This window comes from Chitinophaga nivalis (assembly GCF_025989125.1).
In the GTDB taxonomy this organism is placed as follows: domain Bacteria; phylum Bacteroidota; class Bacteroidia; order Chitinophagales; family Chitinophagaceae; genus Chitinophaga; species Chitinophaga nivalis.
On the sequence record NZ_JAPDNR010000001.1, the window covers coordinates 5482501 to 5509397 of the forward strand.

The 26897-nt window shown below is 45.2% G+C and carries 23 protein-coding genes and 1 tRNA gene; 10 read left to right on the forward strand and 14 right to left on the reverse strand.

What is annotated here, in order from left to right; genetic code table 11:
* Positions 1 to 313 precede the first annotated feature (313 nt).
* On the reverse strand, positions 314 to 1132 hold the full coding sequence (locus tag OL444_RS21175) for a BPL-N domain-containing protein (protein WP_264729896.1): 819 nt from the start codon (positions 1130 to 1132) through the stop codon (positions 314 to 316).
* Between the two features lie 1286 nt (positions 1133 to 2418).
* Between OL444_RS21175 and OL444_RS21180 the strand changes: the two genes are divergently transcribed.
* Together OL444_RS21180 and OL444_RS21185 are read left to right on the forward strand one after the other, a co-directional pair.
* Entirely contained in the window at positions 2419 to 2871 is a 453-nt protein-coding gene (locus OL444_RS21180) for a helix-turn-helix domain-containing protein (protein ID WP_264729895.1), read from the forward strand.
* A gap of 95 nt (positions 2872 to 2966) precedes the next feature.
* The gene (locus OL444_RS21185; RefSeq protein WP_264729893.1) at positions 2967 to 5348 is read left to right on the forward strand and encodes a TonB-dependent receptor; all 2382 of its coding nucleotides are present in this window, start codon (positions 2967 to 2969) and stop codon (positions 5346 to 5348) included.
* A gap of 217 nt (positions 5349 to 5565) precedes the next feature.
* Here the strand turns inward: OL444_RS21185 and OL444_RS32010 are convergent, their stop codons facing one another.
* Genes OL444_RS32010 through OL444_RS21195 form a run of 3 tightly spaced genes read right to left on the reverse strand, consistent with a single transcriptional unit; the run spans position 5566 to position 7022 of the window.
* Positions 5566 to 5823: a DUF1266 domain-containing protein gene (locus OL444_RS32010; protein WP_371878151.1), complete on the reverse strand. Its 258-nt coding sequence runs from the start codon at positions 5821 to 5823 to the stop codon at positions 5566 to 5568.
* A 30-nt stretch (positions 5824 to 5853) separates the two neighbouring features.
* A complete protein-coding gene (locus OL444_RS21190) occupies positions 5854 to 6552 on the reverse strand; it encodes a hypothetical protein (protein ID WP_264729891.1) in 699 nt (232 codons plus the stop codon).
* 14 nt (positions 6553 to 6566) lie between these two features.
* The gene (locus OL444_RS21195; protein ID WP_264729890.1) at positions 6567 to 7022 is read right to left on the reverse strand and encodes a hypothetical protein; all 456 of its coding nucleotides are present in this window, start codon (positions 7020 to 7022) and stop codon (positions 6567 to 6569) included.
* A gap of 630 nt (positions 7023 to 7652) precedes the next feature.
* On the opposite strand from OL444_RS21195, the gene OL444_RS21200 reads away from it, so the two are divergent.
* Positions 7653 to 8618, forward strand: coding sequence for a phage integrase SAM-like domain-containing protein (locus tag OL444_RS21200; protein WP_264729888.1), 966 nt, complete (start codon positions 7653 to 7655; stop codon positions 8616 to 8618).
* Positions 8619 to 8753: 135 nt separating this feature from the next.
* Here the strand turns inward: OL444_RS21200 and OL444_RS21205 are convergent, their stop codons facing one another.
* On the reverse strand, positions 8754 to 10424 hold the full coding sequence (locus OL444_RS21205; protein ID WP_264729886.1) for a M57 family metalloprotease: 1671 nt from the start codon (positions 10422 to 10424) through the stop codon (positions 8754 to 8756).
* Between the two features lie 1022 nt (positions 10425 to 11446).
* Positions 11447 to 11519, reverse strand: a tRNA-Lys gene (locus tag OL444_RS21210).
* A gap of 168 nt (positions 11520 to 11687) precedes the next feature.
* On the opposite strand from OL444_RS21210, the gene OL444_RS21215 reads away from it, so the two are divergent.
* From OL444_RS21215 to OL444_RS21240, 6 genes are all read left to right on the forward strand, one after another.
* Positions 11688 to 12227, forward strand: coding sequence for a carboxymuconolactone decarboxylase family protein (locus OL444_RS21215; RefSeq protein WP_264729884.1), 540 nt, complete (start codon positions 11688 to 11690; stop codon positions 12225 to 12227).
* Positions 12228 to 12229: 2 nt separating this feature from the next.
* Positions 12230 to 13036 (forward strand): SDR family oxidoreductase, encoded by an 807-nt coding sequence (locus OL444_RS21220; protein WP_264729883.1) that lies wholly within the window; start codon positions 12230 to 12232, stop codon positions 13034 to 13036.
* A gap of 15 nt (positions 13037 to 13051) precedes the next feature.
* Positions 13052 to 14263 carry a dicarboxylate/amino acid:cation symporter gene (locus OL444_RS21225; protein WP_264729881.1) on the forward strand — a complete coding sequence of 404 codons (1212 nt, stop codon included), beginning with the start codon at positions 13052 to 13054 and terminating at the stop codon, positions 14261 to 14263.
* Positions 14264 to 14411: 148 nt separating this feature from the next.
* Positions 14412 to 14921, forward strand: coding sequence for a DinB family protein (locus OL444_RS21230; RefSeq protein WP_264729879.1), 510 nt, complete (start codon positions 14412 to 14414; stop codon positions 14919 to 14921).
* 279 nt (positions 14922 to 15200) lie between these two features.
* Positions 15201 to 15629 (forward strand): VOC family protein, encoded by a 429-nt coding sequence (locus OL444_RS21235; protein ID WP_264729877.1) that lies wholly within the window; start codon positions 15201 to 15203, stop codon positions 15627 to 15629.
* A gap of 152 nt (positions 15630 to 15781) precedes the next feature.
* Positions 15782 to 16489 carry a DUF4377 domain-containing protein gene (locus OL444_RS21240; RefSeq protein ID WP_264729876.1) on the forward strand — a complete coding sequence of 236 codons (708 nt, stop codon included), beginning with the start codon at positions 15782 to 15784 and terminating at the stop codon, positions 16487 to 16489.
* Positions 16490 to 16557: 68 nt separating this feature from the next.
* Here the strand turns inward: OL444_RS21240 and OL444_RS21245 are convergent, their stop codons facing one another.
* A complete protein-coding gene (locus tag OL444_RS21245; RefSeq protein WP_264729874.1) occupies positions 16558 to 17400 on the reverse strand; it encodes an alpha/beta hydrolase in 843 nt (280 codons plus the stop codon).
* Positions 17401 to 17550: 150 nt separating this feature from the next.
* Here OL444_RS21245 and OL444_RS21250 point away from each other — a divergent pair, with 150 nt between their 5' ends.
* Complete coding sequence (locus tag OL444_RS21250) at positions 17551 to 18075, forward strand: YMGG-like glycine zipper-containing protein (protein ID WP_264729872.1); 525 nt, start codon at positions 17551 to 17553, stop codon at positions 18073 to 18075.
* A 75-nt stretch (positions 18076 to 18150) separates the two neighbouring features.
* On the opposite strand, the gene OL444_RS21255 is transcribed toward OL444_RS21250, so the two are convergent.
* From OL444_RS21255 to OL444_RS21285, 7 genes are all read right to left on the reverse strand, one after another.
* Complete coding sequence (locus tag OL444_RS21255) at positions 18151 to 19464, reverse strand: hypothetical protein (RefSeq protein WP_264729870.1); 1314 nt, start codon at positions 19462 to 19464, stop codon at positions 18151 to 18153.
* 200 nt (positions 19465 to 19664) lie between these two features.
* On the reverse strand, positions 19665 to 19934 hold the full coding sequence (locus OL444_RS21260) for a hypothetical protein (protein WP_264729868.1): 270 nt from the start codon (positions 19932 to 19934) through the stop codon (positions 19665 to 19667).
* Positions 19935 to 20718: 784 nt separating this feature from the next.
* The gene (locus OL444_RS21265; protein WP_264729866.1) at positions 20719 to 21552 is read right to left on the reverse strand and encodes a helix-turn-helix domain-containing protein; all 834 of its coding nucleotides are present in this window, start codon (positions 21550 to 21552) and stop codon (positions 20719 to 20721) included.
* A 45-nt stretch (positions 21553 to 21597) separates the two neighbouring features.
* Positions 21598 to 22479 carry an oxidoreductase gene (locus OL444_RS21270; RefSeq protein ID WP_264729865.1) on the reverse strand — a complete coding sequence of 294 codons (882 nt, stop codon included), beginning with the start codon at positions 22477 to 22479 and terminating at the stop codon, positions 21598 to 21600.
* Between the two features lie 161 nt (positions 22480 to 22640).
* Positions 22641 to 23033 (reverse strand): hypothetical protein, encoded by a 393-nt coding sequence (locus OL444_RS21275; RefSeq protein WP_264729864.1) that lies wholly within the window; start codon positions 23031 to 23033, stop codon positions 22641 to 22643.
* A gap of 126 nt (positions 23034 to 23159) precedes the next feature.
* Positions 23160 to 23462 carry a hypothetical protein gene (locus tag OL444_RS21280; RefSeq protein WP_264729863.1) on the reverse strand — a complete coding sequence of 101 codons (303 nt, stop codon included), beginning with the start codon at positions 23460 to 23462 and terminating at the stop codon, positions 23160 to 23162.
* Between the two features lie 187 nt (positions 23463 to 23649).
* Positions 23650 to 26883, reverse strand: coding sequence for a S41 family peptidase (locus OL444_RS21285; protein WP_264729861.1), 3234 nt, complete (start codon positions 26881 to 26883; stop codon positions 23650 to 23652).
* Between the last annotated feature and the right edge of the window lie 14 nt (positions 26884 to 26897).

The window sequence follows — 26897 nt, forward strand, 5'->3', positions numbered from 1 at the left end:
TGAATACGCTTCTTCCAAACAACGAATACGAATACAGATATAGGAAAGACATGGTAATCATTTGTGATCCGTAAAAACCGCTTACAACCTAAACATAATATTATAGATTACCTGTTATCGTAGCTTTCATAACAATATGATGTAAAGCATGCTGATTTCCACATCATCCTGGTAACAAAAAAATTACTATTGCACGCCCTTATACCAGTCGCTCTCCCTCGGATAATATAGTTTTAAAAGATTACCCAAACATAAAAAGCCTTCAAATCTTTCGATTTGAAGGCTTGGCGGTTATCCGATGCACTCAGCAGATTTACTGGTAAAAACTATTAATGATATCTTTAAAAAGATTACGGGTAGGCCTTTCCGTTGATGGGATCTCTGCATCATCAAACCAGGAATTGTCTGCTTCCGGATGCGGACCAGTTAAAATAACCAATCCTTTTCCATAAGCATACCGTGCAATGGCCAGATCGCCATTTTCATATGTCGCAATTTTTAGAAATTGATGATCATTACTTTTAGGAAACAGGTAGGGTCCATCCTGATAAAAGATATATTCTTCATGGCCTTGCCAATCTACCACCACCGATGCATCTTCAATGGTTCTCACCGGGAATCCCGGACGTTTTACTTCTGAGTCAAGATCATCATCAATCAGTCCTATATAGGATACTCCTGCCAGATATGCCCCCATACATAAACCAAGATAGCGGCCACCACGTGCCACAAAATTGCGGATCGCTACGGCACGCACGCCGTCCAAATCACCAAATGCACCCGCAATATCCTGCCCTCCTCCTGGCTGCACATATATATCATAACGGCTCAACGTTTTATCCGTAATGTCGATCTGCTCATTGGGTCCCACAAAATCGATCTTAGATATGAAACCCATTTTTTCGATTGCGGATTTCACAGTCTGCGAACATCTGTTGCAGGAAGCAATCCCCCTGTAGATAGCCACACGGATCGTATCCCCCTTATTCAGATTACCCTTACTATTTTCCATAGGTACGGGAATGGCAGAACGGCTTTTGGTGCAACTGGCCAGGGTGATTGCGATCAGTAGGAATAACATAAGTCTGATGCCTGACATGGGAATGTTGATATGGTTAATTGGTACAAACATATACTAAGTATTAAAGTGATGTTCGCTATTTGCGTTACTGACCAGTATGTACCGGTAGATTTCAATAAACAGGAGGTCCTTCTCAGATAGTAACGCATAGAACCAGCATCTCCCTTCTATGTCTTTCTCTTTTTGAATAATCTATGACAAATCGGAAAATTATGCAGGGGCGAGGAGTTTGTATACTGAATGGCAAAAATAAGCTATGATTAACCCTGGTATTCCCAGAAATGAAAAGGCTTCAAAACAAACCTGTTCTGAAGCCTTTTATTTCCGGATCTCTGATTGCAGCCAACCTTCATTTACATATCTATAGAAATCATCCCCCGGCAGTACGGACTTACTTATAAACCGAGTTTTTATAAGCGTTTACTTCCCTCGGAATCCTGGTCGCAAGGATACGTTTTTGATAGTATCAGCCTTCTGCATTAGCTTTTTTTGTGAGGATCTGAAAAACCTATAACCTGTACAAGGGCACGAAACCCCTTGCTAAATCAGCATAAACCGGGGAAAAATATACTGGAAAACTGAAATGATAACATACACACGCTTTGAATACGGCGTTGAATTACAACAGGAACCTGCATTAACCTCAATCGAAAAGACGTAGCGCTGTATATTGTGGGGGAATGTAGAACTGAAAAATTCCCTTATATTTCGCTTATAAATCTTGTATTGTCCTTATGAATATTGGTCAGCAAATATTATTCTTTATCAGTTCCCTGGGTGCTTTCAATGGGATAGTGATCAGCTTTTATCTTTTCTTTAGTAAAAGGAAGAAAACACTATCTACCTTATTCCTTTGTATACTATTGCTGGCGCTTAGCCTCCGGATTATTAAAGCGGTCTTTTTATACTTCGATCACTCGTTACCTAAAATATATGCACAGATAGGGATATCCGCCTGCTTTTTGATCGGGCCTTCTTTATATTACTTTTTCCGGTCTACATTGCAAAATGTAACTGTTCTTCCCTCCTCCTGGAAATGGATCTGGGGAGGGCTTCTGGGAGCTTTGCTATTAACCGGTATCCTTTTTCCTTATCAAACTTATCCTGATCTATGGAACGGGCCTATGATTTCCATTATATACTGTCAGTGGGTGATATACCTGGTGGCTACAGGATTCGTGCTAAAAAATCCGCTAAAAACGCTCTTTGCAAATCCTGCAACACTAACAGAAACGGAAAAATTCTGGCTATTTCTGTACGGCAGTAACTGTGTGGTTTGTTCTATTTTCATGCTTTCCTGGGCTGGCATCAGCTGTCATCTATACATTAGCGGGCCGGTGTCACTGTCTGTTTTATTCTACCTGACTATTTTTTATCATTTCCGGGGAAAAAAATCCGATCCTACCCGTTTATTTGTCAAGACCGAAAAAAAGAAGATTGCGGATACCGATGCGGCTGCGTGGATAGAAAAGCTGGGAAAAATCATACATGATAAGAAGTTTTACCAGGATCCCAATATTAAATTAAATGATGTGGCAAAGGAGGTGAAGATAACCTCGCATCAGCTATCACAATTATTGAACGATAACCTGGGAAAAAGTTTTTCTACCTACATTAATGAGTACCGGATTCAGGAAGCCTGCAAATTAATTACCACTAATACCCATCTTACTTTCGAAGCCATCGGATACGAAGTAGGCTATAATTCGAAGTCAACTTTCTATGCTGCCTTCAGAAAAGTCAAGGACACCACTCCCGCGCTCTACAAGAAATCCTTTGATAATCAATAGTCTACAGTTCGGATTTATAAATCCGAACGCCTGATTTGCCAATATCAGACCGGCCCTGTACACGCTCTTTTTAGGTTTGCAGGAAACCGTTACATATGACAAAATTTAGCATGGCGTTCTGTTTGCTGATCTGCTTATCATTTCTTGCTACTGCCCAAAAAACAATCAAAGGGAAAATATTGGATAACCAGACACGCCAGCCCCTGGGGTATGCTATGGTTAGTTTACTATCCCCTGATTCCACTTTTATCACAGGACAGATGACAGATACCGCCGGGATCTTCCGGTTATCCAATCTGCAGAACGGTCGATATACCTTATTACTTTCTTCTTTTGGATATAGTAAGTTTTATCAGGATGTAATACTGGATAATACCGGAGGAAGTAACCTGGATCTGGGCACCATTGCGCTAACAACTATATCCAGTCAATTAAACGAAGTCATTGTAACCGGAGAAAAACCAATGTTGCAGCGCCAGGCAGATAAACTGATATTAAATGTTTCCGGCAACCCATTATTCGCTGCTTCCGCCAATACGTTCGATATCCTGAAGAAAATACCAGGTCTGCAAATAAATGCCGATGGCTCCCTTCAAATGACCGGAGGCAGTGCCCCCGCTATATTCATTGACGGGAAACAGGTACCTATGAGCCCGGAGGAATTACAAAATTATCTGGCCGGCCTTACGCCTGAAATGATAGCATCTGTTGAAATAATCAACAATCCTTCTTCCAAATACAATGGTGAACATAAAAGTATTATTGATATCCGTCTGAAACGTGACCGCACTTTAGGATGGAAAGGTAACATCAGTAGTAATATCCAGCAAAATGCCTATACACTGGCGGATAATAACTTGCTGCTGACCTACAAGACAAAAAAACTCTCCTACACGGCCCGGCTGGGATATACTGCAGGAACAAGTATTTACAGATATTCGGCCCTGCAACATCTGGCTAATACGAATATCATGGCTACCCAAAACAACACTCCCACCAACAATAACAACTTTAATTATCAGCTTGGAATTGATTATAATTTTTCAAAAACACATCACATAGAAATCATAGGCCGCACATATCAGTCGAATCGTCACGTCAATTCCTTTAACACGCTCCACACAACAGCTGCTGCTAAGCAACCGGTATCAGATATCTATACATTCAATAATACCTCTCCCCGGCAACAGACGTATGCTGTCCATCTTAATTATAACGGAAAACCGGGTAAAAGCCAGTTGGAAATACTTTCATCGTTTTTAAAGATCAGTAACCGGCAAAACGAGGATATACAGACGAAAAACCTTGATGGGCACCGTCTTCTCAATTACTGGAAAACGGACCTGAAAAATGATATCCTGATACGCTCAGTACAGGCAGATCTTTCCGGCAATCCAGGAAAAGGGAAATGGAGTACCGGCGCCAGGTTTGCCGTTACCACTACCAACAATCAATTACGTTACGACACGCTCAATACGCTGTCCGCTTTTGTACCGGATAGCAGTCGCTCTAATAGCTTTCAGTATGATGAATACGTTACAGCAGCATATGTAGCATACGAAAGAACAATAAATAAATGGAGTTATAGCGCCAGCCTGCGTGCAGAACATACTCATAGCAATGCCATAACCCAACACCTGCTGACCAGCAGGGATTACCTGACCTGGTTGCCTTCCTTTAGTGTTACTTTTCCGTTGGAACATGCGCAGCAGTTACATGTGTCTTATAGTCGTCGTATTACCCGACCCAACTTTGCCCAACTAAATCCTTTCCGGTTTTATAATAGTCCGCTTAATTATTTCGTCGGAAATCCCTATTTGCAGCCCTCCAAAACGGATATGCTAAGCCTCGCCTATAACCGGCACGATCTCAGCGTTACACTATTCGCAGGCAGGGAAACGGACCCAATGGGGCGCTATCCTGAATACAACCCCGTTACCAATGTGCTGGAATATCTCGGCCGCAACCTGCCCTACAATGATTTCGGTGGTATAGAAGTCAGTCTTCCACTGACCATTAACCGCTGGTGGAATATGAATAACAATATCAGAGGTAAGTATAAAAAAGAGGTAACACCTTATCATGATAAAGTGTATGCTATTCCCATATTTGACTATACACTTTCAGGCAGCCAGGTATTCAGTTTGCCGAAAGGTATCACATTCGATATTTCCTATCTCTATCAATCCGCTTCCGGGAATGGTTTATATACCTTCAAGCCGATGGGAAGCCTGGACCTGGGCATCCGGAAAAGTTGGCTGAAAGGAAAACTCAATTCCAGATTCAATTTTTATGATGTATTTGATACCTATCGTTACCACCTGACATTCCGCGAGAAAATGATCATCAATAACCAACTACAGCATAGGTATGGCAACCATAAAATAGCATTAACACTGAATTATAGTTTCGGAAAATCTACCCACACCAGTAAAGGTGAAAGTAAAAATGACGAAGAAAGAAGGGCGGGCATGTAATTATTTCAATGCTCAAAACAGAAAAGCCGCATAAATCCTATGATTTAAGCGGCTTTTTTGTTTTGATATTCTTATATGTGAACCTTATGGTACAAAATTCGAACCTTTTTGTATTTGATCTACAAAAATTAGCAGCAATACCCCCAAGGATCGAAACCTCGAACCAGGTCTGACAAGAAGATCTGTTGTTGAGAGCAATCTTATTCAACCGGGGTGGTTACAGGTAAGTTTTATCCTTTAACGGACTACTTTCATCATTCAGTAAGTCATCCGCAATCTGAATCACTCCTTCATTATTAGCTCTACCCCAAATATAGCTGCTGGTGTAATCCTGCCAGGTGCTGCAGAATATTCTAATTTCTGAATATGATTTTGCGATATACTCCTGAAGTTCGTTTTTTGAAAGATAACCTAATTCATAACAGCAACGTGCTAAAAACACACTTCTGCCATAATTCCAGCCACTGTCTTTTATTTTTTTTACTTGAGCGAAAACAGAAAAAAATTAAGATAAATTAAGGTTAGGGAATTTACTTTGTAAAGCCGATACAAACTTTTCTCCAACTACCTGATATTTAGCTCTTGTCAACAACTGCTTTTTCAAATTCAGCATGTCAGATGGATCGGGGACATAATTCAACCTGTCGTGAATTTCAAGCTCCAGAGGGCTGCCATCGATGTCAAAAGTAATGACAGTTGTTCTGGGCAAATACTCTTCAGAAGATTTTGCATAAACACCCAGCTGCGATTTTAAGATACCACCGTATTGAAGCCGGGCGCTCTCTATGCGAAAATTGTCAAACACGATATGTTCGTCTAATTCACCCACTGTATTGGTACTCAAAAAATGCAGATCCTTTCCACTTAAGACCCAAAAACAATCAGTTTCAATTCTTTTGAGTTTTATTCCAATTGCAGACAGTGCAACATTCTTGATTCCATCTGCTACCATTTCCTGTACCTTACTGGTTGTTGATTGAGGTACAGAAGCAGCGGTAAAGGCATCAATAGGTTTTCCTTTCATCCATTGCTTGACCTGAGAAAAATCCTGGGTCAATAACTCTTGTTTGTAAATATTATAGTTAGCTCTTTCTGCATCCAGATCAATTTCCGCTTTTGTTGATTTGTGTTTCCTGTTCATATAGATCATGAAACACACCCCTGCAATAACTAAGACTACAGGGATTAAAAATAATGGGTTCATAAGGGATATAAATTTTAGATATTAGTGGGCTGAGGTTCTTTCTTCTTGTTTTTTGAAGACACATTTCCCCAGATTAATAATAGAATTATTGACAGGAAAACAAGTTTTCCTCCAATTTTCTTCCAGAAAGACAACGGATTTCCAGCCGTTTCGATAGAAAAATCATGCTTTTCTTTCAATAGCCTGGCTGCCTGTTCATCAATTTCTAAAAATGTATTGTTAGAAATATCACTCAATACATACCTGCCATTGGCATTCCAGACCGGAATCCAAAAAAAACCATATTCATCATTGATGTAAGAAAGATTTACTTTTTGTCCTGCTAATTTTTGAATTTCAGCACCGGTGGGTAACTCTTCAATAGTTTGTAAAGTTTGACAAGGAATACACAGTGGAATTTTCGCTTTTGCCGAGACATAATTAATAGTGCCAAGTGTAATAATCAGGGATAAGAGGATTGTTTTTTTCAAAATAGTGTAATTTGTTTAGGATTTTATTTTAAATATTACGTAAAAATACAATACGTGAAATTGAACTGCGGCAAGGTAGTGCAAAAATCTGACACGCAAGCCTGCAAAAAATTATTTATCAATAACTGCGGGTAAGATAATTTCTTCCATCATTTGATCTGCATGCCTGTGTACAACGGCCATACCATATACAGTTACGGTCAGTACAACCATGAGCGGATAATCTTTAACAATGAAGATCTTGTTTCCACCATTTCAGAAATCTGTAATTGATGGCTTTCGGGAGCATCGTGCAATAATGCTCCCAACTGTTTTACCAGTCAGGAAGGCTGGTACATTTTATCTCAGAGATTGTAGTTTTTCAATAGTGTGTGGAATTAAAAAAAGAACCAGAAATGTGTTGAGCAGGATGGACCGGAAATTAAAAAAGGCTCCACATTATTGTGAAGCCTTCCCTGTGATCCCGCTGGGATTACAGAAGTCAGAAAAAACCTCACACAACTTTAATCAACCTTACTTTTACTCGTTTATTTTCAATATTTTATAACACCGATCATTTTTTAAAGTCCCACCTTTATAACGGTTAACAGCATTGAACTCGACTAAAAACTCGACTAAAAGTTTTTGAGTATGCTGTTACCAATCAAATTAATTTGCCCAAAGGGCAAAGTGCGCAAAGATAGTACTTGTATTATCTTTATCCAATACTGCGGGGATAAAACCGTCCTTTTGAACACCGAACTTGCCGTTCCTCCTAAATACTGGAACCGCAAGTTTCGGCGAATCACCACCGACCTCCCCGCCACATATGGAACCGACGACCTAAATGGTCAACTGGCCACCCTATTACGGAAGGCAAGCGACATTATCACCCATGCTGTGAAAAAGAAAGTTTTGGATATACCCACCTTTGTAAAGAAAACCTTTCACCCGGCATTTGATACGGCCCTACTAGAAGAGAAAGCCCAACAGGCGGCGGCTCTCAACCCAAAAACAAACCTAGATTTGACTTTTCAGATAGAAGACTATATCAAATGTAAGCGGGGTAAGGTTTCAGCTGGTATGCTGAACGTGTATAAGAATATGAAAGACCACATGACAGCCTTTCAGGAACACCGGAGCCTCACTATCACATTCGACTCCTTCGATTTCAACCTATATGAAAGCCTTATCAATTATCTGACTTACGATTACGTTCAGCGCCGGAGATCGGAGGTCATTGACGGTAAAAAGGAGCAGATAAAAGGACTAAAAACCGCTACCGTCGGCAAAACTATTAAACAGCTACGTATATTCCTACGGGATAGCATACGCCGTAAGATCATCCCCCCTATTGATTTATCCGATTTTAAAATACTGGACGAAGAAGCAGATGTAGTGTACCTGACATGGGCAGCAATTACCCGGATATATCAAACCGACCTTTCCGAATACCCATACCTGGCAAAATGCCGGGATTTGTTTATTCTCGGCTGCCTTACCGGCTTGAGGTTCTCCGATTTTTCGTCCATCCAGCCGGAGGACGTACGGAAAGGGTCATTGTATAAAAACAGGAAAAATCAGATCATTGGGTCGTTATTCCACTGCGGGATATAGCAGAAGAGATCCTGATTACCCGCTTTAATAGGGAAATACCTGCTGTAAGTAATCCATGGTACTGTGTTGAGTTTGTAGGTATCGAGCAGTGAAAAATAAAAAAGGAGGCCTACGGGGCCCCCTTTTCCATATATCTTATTGGTATATTACCTCCCAACTACCAAAACCATTGCGTGCGTAATCAATATTCCATCTTCCAGCATCAGTTTTAACACTTAAATCTGCTTTCCTGTCTCCATCATAATCAGCAGGGACGGGATGCGCATCAGCCCCTCCATATTGTAAAAGTGTTGCGTCCCATCCACCAAAGCCATTGCTTGCGTAATCAATATACCATTCCCCGGCATCGGTTTTAACACTCAAATCCGCCTTACCGTCTCCATCATAATCAGCAGGGACAGGATGTGCACCAGCCCCTCCATATTGTAAAAGTGTTGCGTCCCAACTGCCAAAGCCATTACGTGCGTAATCAATATACCATTCCCCGGCATCGGTTTTAACACTCAAATCCGCCTTACCGTCTCCATCATAATCAGCAGGGACAGGATGTGCACCAGCCCCTCCATATTGTAGGAGTGTTACGTCCCAAGCACCAAAGCCATTGCGTGCGTAATCAATATACCATTCCCCGGCATCAGTTTTAACACTCAAATCGGCTTTACCGTCTCCATCATAATCAGCAGGGACAGGATCCCCTCCATATTGTAGGTATGTTGCGTCCCAACTGCCAAAGCCATTGCGTGCGTAATCAATATACCATTCCCCGGCATCAGTTTTAACACTCAAGTCTGCCTTCCCGTCTCCATCATAGTCAGCAGGAACAGGATGTGCACCAACCCCTCCATATTGTAGGTATGTTGCATCCCAATTGCCAAAGCCATTGTTTGCGTAATCAATATACCAATCCCCGGCATCAGTTTTAACACTCAAATCTGCTTTCCCATCTCCATCATAGTCAGCAGGAACAGGATGTGCATCAGCCCCTCCATATCGCAGTGATCCTCCATATAAAGCTCTCAGGGCTATTTGATCATTTGTATTAAAGGGGCGGTTTACATTGGTGCTTACACAGGCTAACATCCAGCTATCAGGATCTCCGGCCGTAGGTGTGCCGGGGATGTTGATTGCACCAACACCCGCATCACCTTCATTACCGCCAGAACCGCAGCTGTAGGCTCGGTTGAAATAATCCGTGTGACGGAGTCCAATAGTATGGCCTATTTCATGGGCGATAATGGTAGCCATGTATGCTTGATCCGGGCTATTACCTATGTACCCGGCATTAAGTTTTATAGGACTCGGAGGATTCCCGCTGGCATCAGGAAAACCAGCGGATTGACCCAGGATACCCCATCCCAGGTTGGCGTTGATAATATCTACTTGACCACCACTGGCCACCCTTTTGAAAGTTAAGCGCAAACCTAGTGCATTATAGCGTGCAATGGCTTCATCAGCGGCGGCCACATATACCGGGGGAAGATTAGTTACAGAAACAGTAATTTCCCTCGTGCCACTAATACTTATCAGGTTGTTAGTGCGATACTGCTCCGATTTGGCAACAAGAAGTTTTTTACTATCTGTTTGCTGTGTGAGTGATTTATCAGGCAGGAAAATATCCCCCTCCACCACATAGCCATCCTGTACTCTTCTGATTTCATTAGTATTGAATCCCATTGCCTTGATCTGTGCAATCAGATCACTGGATATTTCAGTTTTGGGTTGCACCTGTACTTTTTCTTTCCGGCAGGAAATAAAGATTAAGATACAGGTAAGAATACATAGTCTTAATTTAAATAGACTCTTCATACGCAATGATTTATTTGAGGTTTAATTTGGTCGAAAAAAATGAGCGTACCTAAACACATGAGGTTAAACCGGTGAAGCATTTCCTGTCTAAATCTCTTCATCTCATAGATAATAACGGTTTGAGGGTTGAGTGTACAGCCGCTGTTCCGGACGGGCAACTGATGAATTGTTGTATGTTTGATCAGATTTTGCATAATGTTGTCAGGCCTCTTTAAGAGGCATTACCACGTCTCCATCAATCATAAATTGCCTTTTGACATTATCCAAAATAATTTTGTTTGTTTCAGCTCCGGTGATATCCGACAAAAAGAGTATTAATATGGAAACATCCGTTGCTTTCTTTTCGCCATTCATCTTTCCGGGAACAGCATCTTATTTTTTGCAGGAGAAAAAAAATAAACTAAAGACGTACAGTAAGTATATAAACTTTGCTTGGGCGCATTTCTGTTGAGAAGAATTGGCTAACATATAATTTAGGGTTTAATGACGGGGTACTCAAATCTAATATAGTTAGAATTGCTCAGATGCGATAGTTTTTTTGTATCATAATTTGGTTTGTTTAAATGATAATTATACAGTCATAGCTTACTGAGCAGAAATTTTAGAATTCCTGCAATACTTATTCAGTGAAATATAGTACAGAAAACTGGTTCTATATAGCGGTTTATTGCTACTGTATTTGGCCTTAAATATGGGAGGACCTCAGTGGTATATCAGTTTGATAAATTAGTCAACTCTCAAGATACCAACTAGCATTGCCATTGAATTATTTCCTAGTAATTTTCCGCATAGCAATACTCATAGAAACTTCATATCTTAGTAAAAGCTGATTAACCTGTATAAAGTACGGGAAAGAAATCGGGGTTATATCTGCGACGAGCTATCCATTAATATTCGTAAAGATAGATGGCAACTATGTAAAGTGCAGTAAAATCCTATGTAGCATCAGATCTTTATAGCGTAAATTATAGAGTAAAAAAACAAAACCCCCACGCCTTGCGTGGAGGTTTGAAACTTCCCTGTGATCCCGCTGGGACTCGAACCCAGGACCCATACATTAAAAGTGTATTGCTCTACCAACTGAGCTACGGAATCATTTAAACGGGACGCAAAAGTAAACATTTAATCCTTACTTCCAAATTTTTCTTCCTGATTATCACCAATTTTTATCGCACACAATTAGTCTACAAAATTTGTAGATTATTAATAAATTCGTACATTCAACACTCCCGGACCTTTAAACCCTTCTAATAAAAATCCATCATGGCCAGAATTAACCCTTTGCCAATCAGCGAAACAACCGAAGCAACGCAGACTGCCTTTGAACACCACAAAAAACAGTATCATGCCCGCATCACCAATATGAAAGCTACCCTGGGACATTCACTGCTGGCATTTGAGGTATACATGCAATGGTATCCCCTCTATATCAGCACCCAGGAAATACTGGGCGAACGGCTGGCCTATCTTTTTGCCTATGCAGTATCTGTTGGCAGCAACTGCCCCCTGTGTACGACGTTCTTCCGCAAGATCATTATCGATAACGGCGAACAACCGGAACAAATCACGTTTACGGCACATGAACAGTTGCTGCTGGATTTCGGCGGCGCTATCTCCGCAGGAAAAGGACATATCTCCGACACCCTCTTCGACGAGGTAAAACAACATTACAACACCGCCCAACTGGTCACCCTGATTGCTTTTGCCGGACAAATGATTGCCACCAATGTATTCAGCAATGTCATCGAAACAGATATTGATGATTACCTGCTCTCGTATCTCCCACCATTTTCAAATAAATAATTATGGCCACTGATTTAACTGGTAAAGTAGCATTTATTACCGGCGCTGCCCACGGACAAGGCAGGGCTACCGCATTGGCACTGGCTGCCGCCGGCGTACACATCGCCGCCTTCGACATTGCCCGTCAGCTATCCTATCCCGGCTATACGCTGGGCAAAGAAAGTGAATTAGCCACCCTCCGCCAGGCATGCGAAGCACTAGGGGTACGTTGCCTCACCTTCACCGGCGACGTACGGGATGATGCTGCCATTACCTCCGCTGTCAATGCCGTTACAGCCGCCTGGGAACGTATCGACATCCTGTTTAACAACGCCGGTATCTGCGCCTATGGTGTAGCCCATGAAATGCCGGAAGAAGAATGGGATGCGATGATCGACATCAACCTGAAAGGCGCTTTCCTCGTAGGACGTAGGGTCATTCCCGTGATGATTGCCCAACGCTCCGGGGTGATCATCAATAATTCTTCCATAGCAGGCTTACGAGGCATGAACAGGTTAAGCCACTATGCCGCCTCCAAATGGGGACTCACCGGTCTGACCAAATCATGGGCCATTGAACTGGCGCCTCATAATATCCGTGCGATCGCCCTGCACCCTACCGGCGTCAATACACCCATGAACGACGGCCTTGCCGCACTGGAGGGCGCTACGCCGCAGGAAATTGCAGAACGTTCTGCCGGCAACCTGATAGACGTACCCTGGATAGAACCTGAAGACGTGGCCCATGCCGTTGTGTTCCTGGCATCCGACAAAGCCCGCTTCGTCACCGGTAGTTCCTTTGTGCTGGATGCTGGTCTGCTCACCCGATAACCCCTCCTTTTTACAATGCCATACTCCCAAACTAATTTCTTACGCCACTATGGTAATATCATTGGATTACTGGTGGGTATACTGGCAGGTAGTGTGTCCGGGTTGTTGTGGAAAGAAAAAATCCTGGTGATTAAACCTGTCGGCGATATTTTCCTGAACCTGTTGTTTACAGCAGTGATACCATTGGTATTTTTTGCCATTGCCTCCGCCATGGCCGCTGCCGGGGCCAAAAACCGGCTCACTGGCCACATGACACTCGTTTTTGCAGGTACGGTACTGCTGGCAGGTGTGATAACGATAGTGGGTATACGTATCTTTCCGGTAACACCAGGCTTACATCCGCTGGTGCAGCCACAGACAGTACAACCACTGGCTATCGGCGATCAGATAGTACAGCTGGTCAGTACAGGCGAATTTTACGAATTGCTGTCGCGGCAGCATATGCTGGCCTTCCTCATCTTCTCTTCGCTGACGGGCATTGCCGCCCGGCAGGCAGGTGAGGGAGGCGCCGCTTTCCGCAACTGGCTGCATGCCGGCAATGAAGTCATGCGGGCCCTGCTTACCTGGATCATGAAACTGGCGCCTATAGGCCTGGGCGCCTACTTCGCCTGCCAGCTGGCCACGATCGGCAGCTCCGTATGGAGTCTCTATGCACAAACACTGATCGTTGGACACGGCATTGCCTTTTTCTACTATTTTGTTTTCTTTAGTCTTTATGCCTTTATCGGTAGTGGCATCAAAGGCATTAAAACCTACTGGCAACATAATATCCTGCCCTCCGCTACGGCGTTGGGTACCTGCAGCAGCGTAGCTACCATACCCGCCAACCTGCATGCTTCGCGGCAGATGGGCATTCCCCCCGCCATTGCGGATGTGGTCATTCCTATCGGCGCCTCCCTGCATAAAGAAGGTTCTGCTATTGCGGCGGTCATCAAGATTGCCGTAGCATTGGCGATGGTCGCACATCAGCTGACCGGCATCGATCATATTTTGCTGGCCCTGCTGATTGCCTTACTGGTGAGTATTGTGGAAGGTGGTATCCCCAATGGCGGCTACGTGGGACAGTTACTGATTGTCTCTGCCTATAGTCTGCCGCCGGCCGTGTTACCCGTCATTATTATTATAGGCACCTTATTAGACCCTATTGCCACCTTGCTGAATGCTACCGGTGATACCGCTGCGGGCATGCTTATTGCCCGGTTAGCGCGAAGATCTCCCCTCACTTGATTTTTTTTCATGTTGATGCCCTTACTTCCGGGAAATATCTCCCGGAAGTTTTTTTTATGCCCGGCGCTACCTGCTGACATAAGGTTGTCACTACACCGGATTTTCTTTGTGTAACAATCAGCAATCATCACTATTAAAATTCTAAACAATGCAAGATACCACTACTACTTCCGCTACCGCATCAACTGCCACGGTGCTCTCTTCCGCCTCATTGCTGGAACACTGGCAAGGCCACCGCAGGCTCACCCGCCAGCTGATCACGGCCTTCCCGGAAGCCGATTTTTTCGACTTCTCCATTGGCGGCATGCGTTCTTTTGCCAGCCTGGCATTGGAAATGCTGAGACTCGCTGCCGGCCTGCAAGGCATTGTGACCGGTGTATGGCCCAATCTCCAGCAGGCTAACAAGGACAACCCTCCTGCCACACAAGCCGCTATCCTCCAGCTATGGGATGAACAAACGGAGATGATCAACGAACTGTGGGCACAGCTGTCGCCCGCACGTTTTCAGGAAACCGTACTGGCTTTCGGCGCCTACGAGGGTCCGGTATATAGTATCATTCTTTACTGGATCGACAATGAAATACATCACCGCGGCCAGGGCTATGTATATCTCCGCGCATTAGGCATTACCCCACCGGCTTTCTGGAACCGTAACTAAGCACGGCACAGACGCCCACAAGGCATCTTTTGGGATGAAAGTAAGATTGTCGTAATCAACCCTCCAGATTGTCTGAAACAGCCTCGTTCCAAATTATTTTATTGCCGTAAGTTTGAGTTGTCAAGTTGCCCGGTAACGGGGTATAAAACCAGGTAAGATCCATAATATGAAGAGGCTTTCCATCAACCCTGCAGGCCGGATGGCTGGCATGTTCCATCAGTAAGGTATCAAAGCAACAAACTTCCGGCAACCATCTCGTCAACACTCAAAAAATAAAAAATGGCATCATTAAATCCGTATTTAACGTTCACTGACAACTGTGAAGCCGCTTTCAACTTTTATAAATCCGTATTTGGAGGCGAATTCCTCACCATCTCCCGGTTTAGCGAAGCGCCGGCTGATTGCCAGGGTGCACCGGAAGAAAGCAACAAAATAATGCATGTCGCGCTACAGATAGGTCCGGAATCCATTCTGATGGGTAGCGACAAGCTAGCCTCCTTTGGTCCCGTTATCAGTGGCGATGGTTTTTCTATCTCTGTTGGCACCGATACCGATGCAGAAGCGGATAAATTGTTCAACGGGCTTTCTGCTGGCGGCACTATCATTATGCCTATCGGTAAAACATTCTGGGGTTCTTATTTCGGTATGTTCACCGATAAATTTGGTGTGCAATGGATGGTGAGCTGTGATCAATGCATAGAAAAATAGTCACAAAAATGAGCGGCATCAGGGTAACAGCACGGGCGTACTAGAGCCCTGATGGCTTCTCATAACATTATCTGTCTGCAAAAAATTCCGGTACAATAAACAAAACTGGCATTATATGTGTTAATCCGACATTAATCAATACACTATAGTCTATGTCTGTAAAATTTTTTTGTGCCACCGGATTATCGCTCCTGACCTTAGCTGCCTGCAACAACGGGGCAAGCACCAGCGAACAGTCAAACAACACAGATACGACCGCTGCAACGTCGTCTACCACCGAAATTTATTATGAAGCAGCGTTACCAGCTGCCTCCAGCCCCGGCAGAACGATCGGACTCAGTCTTAAACCAACCGGCGATGCAGAACTGGTTACAGACTACCAGGATTACAATCCGGAAATCGTGGAAATAGGACCCTGGGAAAAACTGGACAGTGGCCTGATTCGCCTCTCGCTCGTAACTGTAGGAAGTGGCAACAGCAAAAAAGATACACTTGTATTTAAAGAAGAAGGCGAAGTACTCACCTACCAGGGCAGTAACTATGGCAGCGAAGGCCTGAAGTTATCCAAAAAAGATAAACCTGCTGCGAAAGAAAAAGAACTCGTGATGTGGGTGAATAAAAAGAAAACCACCTGCACGGTTCCTCCCGGCGGCCCCCGCGAATGTCTGGAAGTGGCTTACGGAAAAGTAGCGCCAACAAAAGCCAGCGAGTGGCAGGCATTTTCTGAAGACATCAAAGGCTTCGATTACAAACCAGGCAAGGTTTATCAGATTAAAGTAAAACGTACGCCGCGTGCTGAACAATTACAGGACGCCAGCGCTTATACATATGAGCTTGCGGAAATCATCGCCCCCAAATAGTTCTATTATAATCAAAAAAAAGCACGATCTGTATACAGATCGTGCTTTTTTTATGCGCTATGGCATCGTTATTTTTTGTTGAGCACTTCAAATGCTTTGTATACACTCCGGTGTAATATCGTCAGGTGGTTCTCCTCCGGAAAGGGTACATACGTTAGTTTCAGTTTTTTGTCGCCTTTTTCCCGGAATATTTTCAACAACGCATCCATATCCCGTTGCATCTGCGCCCCTTCTGTACCCAGCGCCAGATAGGCCTGGATATTTTCTTTATAGGGATGCATCTTCATGAGGACAGGTGCTTCTGCCAGCAAAGATTCATCATTCCACCACAGACTGGGACTTACAATGATATAGTTCCTGAAAAGCTGCGGTTTCTTCAGCAGTATTTCCGTAGCCAGCAATCCTCCCAGCGACTGTCCGATGAGTGTTTTTTCAGCGGTAGTACGATAATGCTGTGTAATATAAGGCTGTAACTCCTGTTCCAGGAAACTGATGAATTTCTCAGACTTTCCGGTAGTAGGCCAGGCTTTCTGGTCTTCGATATTCTGGGTAGGAAAGGTAAAATCCCGGCGCCGGTCAACGTTGGCGATGCCTACAACAATGGTAGGTGGCAGCACGTTGATCATGTTCATGTAATTTACCAGGCCTACGATATGAATAAAATCCTCCTGTTCACTACCATCCAGTAAATAGATCACGGGATACGCCGTAGTGGTATCCTTTTTATAGGCATCCGGCAGATAAATATTTAAAGTACGGTTTTCACCCAGCCGGGCAGAAGGTATTTTATCGATGATCCCCAATTGAAACTGGCTGCTTTCTATCCGTTGTACGGGTACGGCCTGCTGGCCTTTCGACACCTGGCTGATCATCGCCAGTAAAACTAATCCGGTAAAAAATCTTTTTATCATAAAGTTGGACATTACAGTGCCCGAATATATTCGTCTTTCCTTGTTTTGCCAAATAATGTTACCGCCAGGAGGGCATTCCAGCGTATTAATAAGAATCGGCATAATTTTCGATAGAGGCTGACATAACCTGACAATTTTAAAATTTTAACCATGAAACAACTTAGTGTAGCACTCGCCGCCACCGTCATCCTCTTTTCCTGCCAGCAACATACAGATACCGCCACTGCAGTGGAAAATGCCAAAAGAGCCACCATCGATTCCATGAATGCCATCAACACCGTTAAGCAACAGGTGATTGATTCCATGAATGCTATAAAAGATAATAAAGACACCCGGAACCACTTCTCCACTGCCGGTACCAATAATTATTACAACAGCCGTCATAACCACACCACAGCACCTCAGGGCAATAGCTCCGAAGTAAGTCAGCCTGCGGCTGTAGCTACAGCTACCCCTGCACCAGCGCCGGCAGTAAAGAAGAAAAAAGGTTGGAGCCACACGGCAAAAGGCGCCCTGGTAGGTGCCGGAGCAGGCGCCATCACCGGCGCTTTCCTGAATAAGGATCGGGCCAAAGGCGCTATCATCGGTAGTTTGATTGGAGCAGGTACCGGTGCGGCTACTGGTGCTATTATCGATCATCAGAAAAAGAAAAAACAAAATGCACAGTATCGTTAAACACGGTACTCCTTGTATAAAAGAAAGCGGAGCTATCTATAGATAGCTCCGCTTTCTTTTATACAAGGAATTATATTATTTCGTCCGGAACGTCACCATAAACGGTTTCAACGGATAGTCATCCGTCGAGCGGAAAGACCCGTCTGTCAGCAAAAAACCGTACATACGTCCTGGCTGCAGCTCTACTTTGAATGACATGGATTTCCTATCTGCAGCAAACACGCCTTTACCCACTACCGGATAACTATCTTTACCTCCTATGCCGTAATCGATAGAAATACCCAGTGGATTCATCTCCGCAGAGAACTCCACCCGGATCTCTTTTATGGAGGCATCTACCATCACGTCTCCATTCGTAAAAGGCGATACCTGTACCACATACGGCCGGCGATCATCATAGGCTTTTACCAGCGCGGCTTTATCAACAGCGCCGCCATAATATCCGGATTGTGCCAGGAATCTACCCACCGCCACCGAATCGCCGTAAGGCAGTTCCAGGATGGTTTTAAGCGCCTGCTTTTTATTCGCGGCTTTATTGTAGTAAGCCTGGCAGATAGTATAACCCATATAATATCCCAGGTCGCCGACTTTCCCTTTGCCCCCACTATTATATAACCAGTTCCGGTAGGAAGTACCGTACATCTCTGCTTTGAACTTCTCTTTCAACGCCGCTTCATTCGCGGGACCATATTCCATATAAGGTAACGGCACCTCTTTGCCGGTAACCAGCTTCACCACAAAATCACAGGCGCCTTCATACAGGCATTGCGACAACAGGTCATCTTCCGGGAGTGACTGCTGCGTGTGTGCATACTCGTGAATATTCAGCAATACAATACTGTTAAAAGGTAATGTTCCATAGTAAGCCGATAATCGTGCCCGCATATTTTCCGGAAATTCGGAGAGATCTGTTTCCGGACCACCGGTCACCATCTCCGCTCCGATCAATACCTTCCCCTCTTGCGCCGTACCACTGGATGCCAGCGCGCCGATGCAGCCATATATTTTTGCCGGTTTCAGGGCGGGATACAGTTTTTTCAATTTGTCGATGCCTGGTTCGAAGGCCGCCGACAAGGTTTTTAGCTTTTCGGTATTGGGCCGGATACTGTTCCAGAACTTTGGGTAGCTGCGCAACTGATGCACCCATAAAGGAGCGGTATATCTTTTCAACGCCATAAAGGCTTCCAATCCGGGTGTCCCCCGATCGATGTAAAGTGTCTGGATAAACGCCAGTTGCCGCAGGCTATCATTGGTGGTACGCACACTGTCGTAGGCCTGCCAGAAATGGTCAATATCGGTGGTAATCATCCGGGGCTCAGCCTTCTGAGCCCGCAATAGCATCGTTTGTGTTACCAACAGCCATATGGTAACGTATATTGTCTTTTTCATAGCAAGATTGATGGAAAGCCACGCCAATATAACTATTCGCCGAAACTTTTACAACCCGCCGGGATAACAGGTGATATTTTGTCTGCCTGCAAGCTGGCTTCACTGCGCAGTCAATCACTGCGAAGTGCCGGCGGTGCTTATCAGGCCGGCAGGTAACGGAGCAGTGGTAGCATATATGACAGTGAAAAAAGGCAACAGCGCTAATGAGGACGTTGTGTTCTTTTTAATAACAATACCATTAACCAGGTAAATATGATAAAAACGGCAATATCCCATATCAGGTGCCGATAGTTAAAAGGGGATACAACGGTTTCCGGATCTGTTGCTTTGCTTCCCGTGCTGAGATAAAAAGTAAAAGGAAAACCTATTTTCGTATACCCGTTATGTCCGCCTTCAAATGATGAAAATAAAAGGGTAAGTACGACAAAACAAATAACAGAAATGGCAACGCCAATTATCTTCTGTTTCATCAGTGATTGATTTACTTTATTATGGTTAAAATGTCCGATCAGTAATTTCTTCGCTGAAACATGCAGATACGAACGGAAAGGCTATTAGCATGATATTTATTTTGAATAGCGCCAGCTTCCGTGGATACCGGTATGAATGACTCCCGGGACAGCAAGAAAGAGCAGTGATACGCATGGAGGTGTACCCGATAACATCCGGAGCATATCACCATTTATACGGGATGGTATGATGGTTCAGATCCTGCCACGCTGTTGGCCATGAAACTGATATTACTACATTTCCGCACTATCGGAACTATTTACATTGGCATTTATAGCATCCGGCCGGGTGTGGCTGTTCCAGTAAGTTTCCACCTTCTTCGCTGCGTACTGAGTTGATATAACATGTTTTTACAGAATGGAATACAGCCCATGAAAAACATATATATGGGTGTCGGCATTTCCGGCAACATCGGCCGTTCCGGGAAAATAAAATGACTGTCACACAGGCATATTATGCAACTTTTCCCGGTCTCCGGTCACCATGCATACACTGGGATTCTAACAAAGATGTTCCGAACTAAATATACGCATTTTTCAAAAAAAATATTTTTCCATGCAACTGTACCGCGTCGTGTAACAAAGCTGTTTGCTGAAAAAAACAACTGTTCGGAAAAACCAGTATAACCGCTGCTCACAGCAGTTAATAAGTAGTTACTTTTATAGGAAGAAAGTCATCACTTCCGGTTACCTTTCACCGGTACAAAAATTTCAGTGATGTATAAATATGAAATAACGTTAATGCCTATACGGAAGAGAGAGAAGAAGGCGGAATACCAAAGGTCTTTTTAAACGCATAGGAGAAGTGAGAAAGGTCTTTGAAGCCAACCTCCAGGTAAACATCACTGGCCCTCCACCCCTTTTCCCGGAGCAGATAATGGGCATCCTGCAGGCGTTTTTGCTGTAACCAGCGGCTGGGAGACGTATGAAAAATCCGTTCAAAGTCCCGCTTAAACGTAGCCAGACTTCTGCCGGTCAGATAGGCATAACGGTTCAGATCCACGTTAAACTTATAGTGTTCGTTCATGTAGGCTTCCAGGTCTATTTTACCGGGCTCGCTGAAATCGAACAACACGTTTTTCAGATCCGGATTTGTTTGCAGCAGAATCAATACGGCTTCCCGCATTTTCAGGTGCATGAGTGTATCCCGGAACGTACCGCCTTCCTGCAGATAGGGCAGCAAGGAATCGAAATAATGCTGCAACAGTTTTACCGGTTTGAGGTGTAATGCATTGTCACCGGTATAGGGTTTATCCATATACAACTGGTATTCGGCTGCGATACTACGCAACGTTGCCTGGTCGATAAAAATCGAAATGGATTTGAACGTGTCGTTCTCCGGTGGTATTTTGGTAAAGCGGGCCAGCTGGTTTCTCCGGAAAAAACGGATATCGCCTGCCTGAAAAACATGATTTTTCCCATCGATAAATACTTCGTAGGTCCCTGATTCAATATATCCCAATACATGGTCAGGTACAAAATGCTCTCCTACCCGGCTCTTCGCCTGGTAACACGAATACAGGATCCTTCCTGGTTGTTGCTGTGTTGCTGCTCCGGTCATCATATCAAATATAATCATAAACAGGCGGTTGAGGAAAGCCCGTTTTCCTCAACCGCATGGGGGTTATTTCAGGAATCTTTTTCCGGCAGCCGTTTCGAGGAAGCTCTCCGCATCATCGGCATCTGTAGACGTGGTAACCGGCAACCATTTTTCCATTTCAGCCTGTCGTTTCAGATCCGCCTGTTGTACAATACCCGCAGCATCGTTGCCCAGTAACAGGTGTACCGGCGGCTCCGGGTGTTCGGCCACCGTGATAATGGCTGCTGCCGCTTTATCCGGGTCACCCGCCGGCACATACGCCTTATCAATAAACACCTGCTTCCGCCAGTCTGCTGTGGTTTCATACCCGTCCACATGCGGGGCAAAGCTCATAGAGCTGTCTGCCCAGTCGGTCCGGAAGCCACCGGGTTCTATACTGGTTACTTTGATGTTCAGGGGTTCCACTTCTTTAGACAATGCCTCGCTGAAACCACCCAGACCGAATTTGGCAGCCTGATAAACAGATAAACCAATACTGCCTACCCGCCCGCCGATAGAACTGATCTGCAGGATACGACCGGCACGTTGCGCCCGCATATAAGGCAGTACAGCACGGGTAATCGCTATGGGTCCGTAGAGGTTGGTCGCCAGCTGCCCCTGTACCTGTTCGTTGGTATATCCTTCGGTAGCACCGGCAATGCCGTAGCCGGCATTGTTTACCAGTACATCAATCCGGCCGAAATGTGCGATGGCCTCCGCTACCGCTGCCGGTATACGGGCATCATCCGTTACATCCAGCTGTAAGGGATACAGCTGATCCGGATAGGCGGCTACCAGGTCTTGCAGCTGCGCCGGGGTTCTGGCGGCACCAGCTACCAGGTCTCCATTCGCCAGTACGGCCGCGGTAAGGCTGCGGCCCAGCCCCCTGGTGCAACCGGTAATGAACCAAACTTTTTGCTTTTTCATGATATCAATTTTATCTGATGCAAAGTAACGTCGGTTCCTTACCCGCTGTTTTGTTCAAAAGCTCAATCTGTTTTGTTGAATGGCTCAGGAATTTTTGCTGGTAACAGGAGGTGGATGTATCGGGATACCGGCCGTATAGCCGACAGGGTTATATACATCCGCTAGTTAAAAAAATACCCGTGTTCAGCGGCAAAACTTTTTTCAGCAAAGTAGAGTCCTGCTATGGTTGCCATCATGATCACAATAAATACATACAGCCATCCTCTGTCCCGCCGGCTTACCGGATTCAGGGCTGTCGGGCGGATCAGGAGATAGTACAGGCCAAAAATGATGGCCACCGGCCCCAGCATCATTCCTTTCACGGAATAGGTAATTTCCCGTGCGCCGGCCTTCATCAGGGCATAATTCCGGTATATAAAAAAATAAGCCGCCACGATACCGCCCCCCAGCATCACCAGCCCCACCCATACCGGTGAATAGGTTTTATCGGGAACGGGCGTATGTGATGCGGATGATGCATCTACCTGTGTGGTGTTTTTCTTTCCAGCTTCCATCGTTGTTGATTTAATATTTATGGCTATGGCGGTAATCAGGTATCCATAGCAGCGGGCAAAATTAAACCGGCAGATTCATTTAAAAAATAGTCGTAAACAGGGATTTCACTCACGGGTACGGCTATATTACCGGGGTCCCAGCCAGCTGCGCAGGATATCGCGCTCCGCAGCCGTCAGCGTCACTTCCGTGCCTTTAGGCATGCGGCCTTTCACAAACACCTGCTCGTAAATAGCGGCGGCATGCCGGTTCATATTCCGGCTGTTGAATACCTTAAACGGATTATTGCGGATATGGCAGGTATTACATTTCGTCTTCAATACCAGCAAGGCTTTCTCCTGCAACTCATCTTCGGCGGCAGCATAACAGTTCGCCACAGGCAAGAGATGGCAGGATAACAAAAGCACCCATAAAATCAGTAACGGTTTCATCTTTTTTTTAGGACAAAATTAGGCCGGCCATGGCCGGAGAAATAGAACAAAACCGACAGATTGCTGCCGCTCCTGTCTTAAAAGCATAACAGGTAATACCTTTCCGGGAAGATGCCCGTACTGGTATTACCTGTTATGGATACTATTATTTTTACTACCGGCAACGGCTATCCGTTGCCACCGGTAGTTATTTTATTTCCTGCAACATTTGTTTCACAGCTGCTTCCAGCTGGGCATCCTTGCCGGCGAGGAATTCCTCATAACGCAGGGGCACCCGGATATCCGGTTCTACCTGCATGTTCTCGGTCGGACGGCCTTCCTTACCAATGGTGGCAATCATCGGGATACCGAATATCAGGGTAGGATCTACCTGTTTTTCCCACCATACAGCGGTACCGGTACCGGCAACCGGCATCCCTACCAGCTTACCGATGTTGCCTTGTTTATAGATATACGGGAAGATAAAGGCGTCACTGTAATTTCCTTCGCTCATCAGCACACAGCTGGGGCTTTGCCATTGGCCCTGTGGTTCTCCGTTTTTCAACCGATCTCCCTGGGGAGCAAAATCCAGGTATCTTTTACCACTCAGGAAATTATAGAGATCATCATGCAGCCATCCGCCGCCATTAAAGCGGGTATCTACAATCAGCGCTTTTTTATCGCGGTTTTTACCCATTACTTCTTCATACATGGAACGGAAACTGGCGTCGTTCATACCTTCTACGTGCACATAACCTACTTTGCCGCCACTGAGTTTGTCGACCATCTTACGCATGTTGCTCACCCAGCGTTTGTACATCAGCCGGTCTTCTGCGCCAGCCGTAATGGGTTTCACGGTTTCTTCCCAACGTGTTTTGGTATCTGCATCATATACGCTTACCAGCACATTGGCGCCGGATTTGCGGTTCAGCAGCGATGCCCAGTCAGCCTTTTCATCAATCGTTACACCATCTATTTTTTCGATGATGCTACCTTTCTTCACTTTAGTACCAGCTCTATCGAACGGTCCGCCACCGATTACTTCGTCTACTTTCAGTCCGTCTTTGCGATAGGTTTCGTCAAAGAGCAGTCCCAGTGCAGCGGTATTATCGCCGGTAGGTTGCTGTGGAGAGTAACGGCCACCGGTATGGGAGCCATTCAGTTCGCCCAGCATTTCGCTCAGCAATTCCTGGAAATCGTAGTTGTTGCTGATATGCGGCAGGAAACGGGCGTAGTTGTCGTGGTACATCTTCCAGTCGAGGTTACGCAGGGTAGGATCATAGAATTTCTCCTTCACTTGTTTCCAGGCATGATCCAGGATGTAGGCGCGTTCTGCCTCCAGATCCAGTTCCAGTTCTCCGCCCACACTTACCGGGGTGGTTTTGCCGGAAGCAGCATCTATCTTAACCACATTTCCTTTGTTGATGACAAAGAGATTATTACCATCGCGGCTCAGGGTGATACTGCTGTAGCCTCCTGCCAGTTTAGCCAGTATTTTGGTGTCACCGGTGCGGGGCTCTGTTACCCACAGGTCGAATCCTTTTTCAAAAGCTGCCAGGTAGTATAATTTGCTGCCGTCTTTGTTCAGTATATAGTCACTGATGGAAGCGCTGTTGATGGTTAAACGCACTTTCCTGTTTTCCAGGTCATTGAAATCGGGCCGGAAGAATTTGGTTTTCGTGGTCGTATCTTTTTTAGCAGCAGCGGAGTCTTTACCGGATTGCTTCTTCGCATTTTCCTCTGTTTCTTTCAGGAGGTTAAATTCATCTTTTGATAAGATGAATTTATCATAGGCTTCCTGATCGAAGAATACGCCATATACATCCACTTCGCGGCTACCTTGTTTCGCGAGGGATTTACGACCTTCGCGGCCATTCAGCCAGGTCAGCATTTTTCCGTCGGCGCTCCATTTGGTAGCCCCTTCCCCGAAGCCGCTGCCCAGCGGATAGATAGGCGCGCCTTTCCCATCTGCAGACAGAACAGTCGCATTCTTCACCATGTAATACCCCTGCTGGTCATCTGTTACGATCCATTTGCTATCGGGACTCCAGCTGAAACCCCAGTCGCCGTCCGCGTAGGAATGGTTATTTCCTTTTGGCAGCAGGGTATGGCTTTTACCGGAAGCAAGGTTATATACTTTGAGGATGTTGCGGTCTTCAATGTAGGCGATATCTTTTCCATCCGGCGAGAATATCGGCTGGAATTCCTCTGCAGCCGTGGCAATCAGCGGTTCTTCCTTCAGTAAGGTAGCCGCATAGAAGTAAGGTTCTTCTTTCCGTACTACAGTAGTCTGGTAGATGTTCCAGCTGCCATTGCGTTCGCCGGCATAGAGGAGTTTTTTGCCATCGGGCGACCATTCAATCATTCTTTCCTGCTGCGGCGTATTGGTGATTCTTTTGGTCATGTTACCTTCCACGCTGGTCACATATACCTCGCCCCTGGCTACGATAGCCAGCTCCTTCCCATTGGGACTGAGTGCAAATTCGGTAATGTTGCTGCTTACCGGCAAACGTTTCTCCACGGCATTACGGCCATCATTGAATATTTTCACGGCCACCTGCTGTGGTTTGCCGCCTTCTTTCAGCGTATATATTTCACCGTTATAGGTAAAGCAAAGTGTTTGGTCATTAGCCCTGGAAAGGTGACGTACCGGATGTTTGTCGAAATGCGTCAGCTGCTGCATTTTCCCTTTATCCGACAGCGATACCTTAAACAGGTTCTGAGAGATACCACCGTTTTCGCTGAGATAATATACCTCATTGTTATTACCGAACAGCGGTTCTCTGTCTTCACCCACATAGCCGGATATCTGTTCGTAGGTTTGTTTGTTCAGGTCGTAGAGCCAGATGTCTCTTGTAACAGAAGAAACATGGTGTTTACGCCAGGGATCTTCATATCCTTTGCGGTCCTGGAAAATTACCTGATCTCCTTTGCTGTTATAGTGCGCTGCTTCTGCACCTGCTGCTGTCAGCAGCACGGGGCGGCCACCGGTTACCGGTACGGTATACAGGTTGGCAAACAGGCGGGAACTGAAACGGATACTGGCTGCAGGCGCATTACGCGCACTGCCGAACAATACCTGTTTGTTGTCTGGCGTGAAGTCATACGGATAATCCGCTGCACTGTTGGTGGTAAGCCTTACCGGCGTACCGCCTTCCGCAGGCATAACGAATACATCAAAGTTGCCATAACGGTCGCTGGCAAAAGCGATGTATTTGCCGTCATGGCTCCATACCGGCATCATATCCTGTGCCTCATGGATGGTAACGGGAACGGCTACACCGCCATTTACCGGAACTCTGTAGATATCTCCTTTATAACCAAAGGCGATGGTTTTACCATCAGGAGAGATGGCGGGGTAACGAAGCCACAGCGCGTTGTCCTGCGCATAGGAAGTTGCCGCCAGCAGCCAGGCTGCACACGTGAAAAAGAATCTCTTCATAAGCGTTTAAACAT

What these genes read in the sequence shown, in the direction of transcription:
- OL444_RS21260 (WP_264729868.1), bottom strand. Translation starts at nt 19,934, where the DNA reads ATGAAACAGAAGATAATTGGCGTTGCCATTTCTGTTATTTGTTTTGTC.
- OL444_RS21230 (WP_264729879.1), top strand. Translation starts at nt 14,412, where the DNA reads ATGCAAGATACCACTACTACTTCCGCTACCGCATCAACTGCCACGGTG.
- OL444_RS21235 (WP_264729877.1), top strand. Translation starts at nt 15,201, where the DNA reads ATGGCATCATTAAATCCGTATTTAACGTTCACTGACAACTGTGAAGCC.
- OL444_RS21275 (WP_264729864.1), bottom strand. Translation starts at nt 23,033, where the DNA reads ATGGAAGCTGGAAAGAAAAACACCACACAGGTAGATGCATCATCCGCA.
- OL444_RS21225 (WP_264729881.1), top strand. Translation starts at nt 13,052, where the DNA reads ATGCCATACTCCCAAACTAATTTCTTACGCCACTATGGTAATATCATT.
- OL444_RS21185 (WP_264729893.1), top strand. Translation starts at nt 2,967, where the DNA reads ATGACAAAATTTAGCATGGCGTTCTGTTTGCTGATCTGCTTATCATTT.
- OL444_RS21200 (WP_264729888.1), top strand. Translation starts at nt 7,653, where the DNA reads ATGCTGTTACCAATCAAATTAATTTGCCCAAAGGGCAAAGTGCGCAAA.
- OL444_RS21250 (WP_264729872.1), top strand. Translation starts at nt 17,551, where the DNA reads ATGAAACAACTTAGTGTAGCACTCGCCGCCACCGTCATCCTCTTTTCC.
- OL444_RS21285 (WP_264729861.1), bottom strand. Translation starts at nt 26,883, where the DNA reads ATGAAGAGATTCTTTTTCACGTGTGCAGCCTGGCTGCTGGCGGCAACT.
- OL444_RS21190 (WP_264729891.1), bottom strand. Translation starts at nt 6,552, where the DNA reads ATGAACCCATTATTTTTAATCCCTGTAGTCTTAGTTATTGCAGGGGTG.
- OL444_RS21245 (WP_264729874.1), bottom strand. Translation starts at nt 17,400, where the DNA reads ATGATAAAAAGATTTTTTACCGGATTAGTTTTACTGGCGATGATCAGC.
- OL444_RS21280 (WP_264729863.1), bottom strand. Translation starts at nt 23,462, where the DNA reads ATGAAACCGTTACTGATTTTATGGGTGCTTTTGTTATCCTGCCATCTC.
- OL444_RS21175 (WP_264729896.1), bottom strand. Translation starts at nt 1,132, where the DNA reads ATGTTTGTACCAATTAACCATATCAACATTCCCATGTCAGGCATCAGA.
- OL444_RS21240 (WP_264729876.1), top strand. Translation starts at nt 15,782, where the DNA reads ATGTCTGTAAAATTTTTTTGTGCCACCGGATTATCGCTCCTGACCTTA.
- OL444_RS21205 (WP_264729886.1), bottom strand. Translation starts at nt 10,424, where the DNA reads ATGAAGAGTCTATTTAAATTAAGACTATGTATTCTTACCTGTATCTTA.
- OL444_RS21270 (WP_264729865.1), bottom strand. Translation starts at nt 22,479, where the DNA reads ATGAAAAAGCAAAAAGTTTGGTTCATTACCGGTTGCACCAGGGGGCTG.
- OL444_RS21215 (WP_264729884.1), top strand. Translation starts at nt 11,688, where the DNA reads ATGGCCAGAATTAACCCTTTGCCAATCAGCGAAACAACCGAAGCAACG.
- OL444_RS21220 (WP_264729883.1), top strand. Translation starts at nt 12,230, where the DNA reads ATGGCCACTGATTTAACTGGTAAAGTAGCATTTATTACCGGCGCTGCC.
- OL444_RS21265 (WP_264729866.1), bottom strand. Translation starts at nt 21,552, where the DNA reads ATGATTATATTTGATATGATGACCGGAGCAGCAACACAGCAACAACCA.
- OL444_RS21255 (WP_264729870.1), bottom strand. Translation starts at nt 19,464, where the DNA reads ATGAAAAAGACAATATACGTTACCATATGGCTGTTGGTAACACAAACG.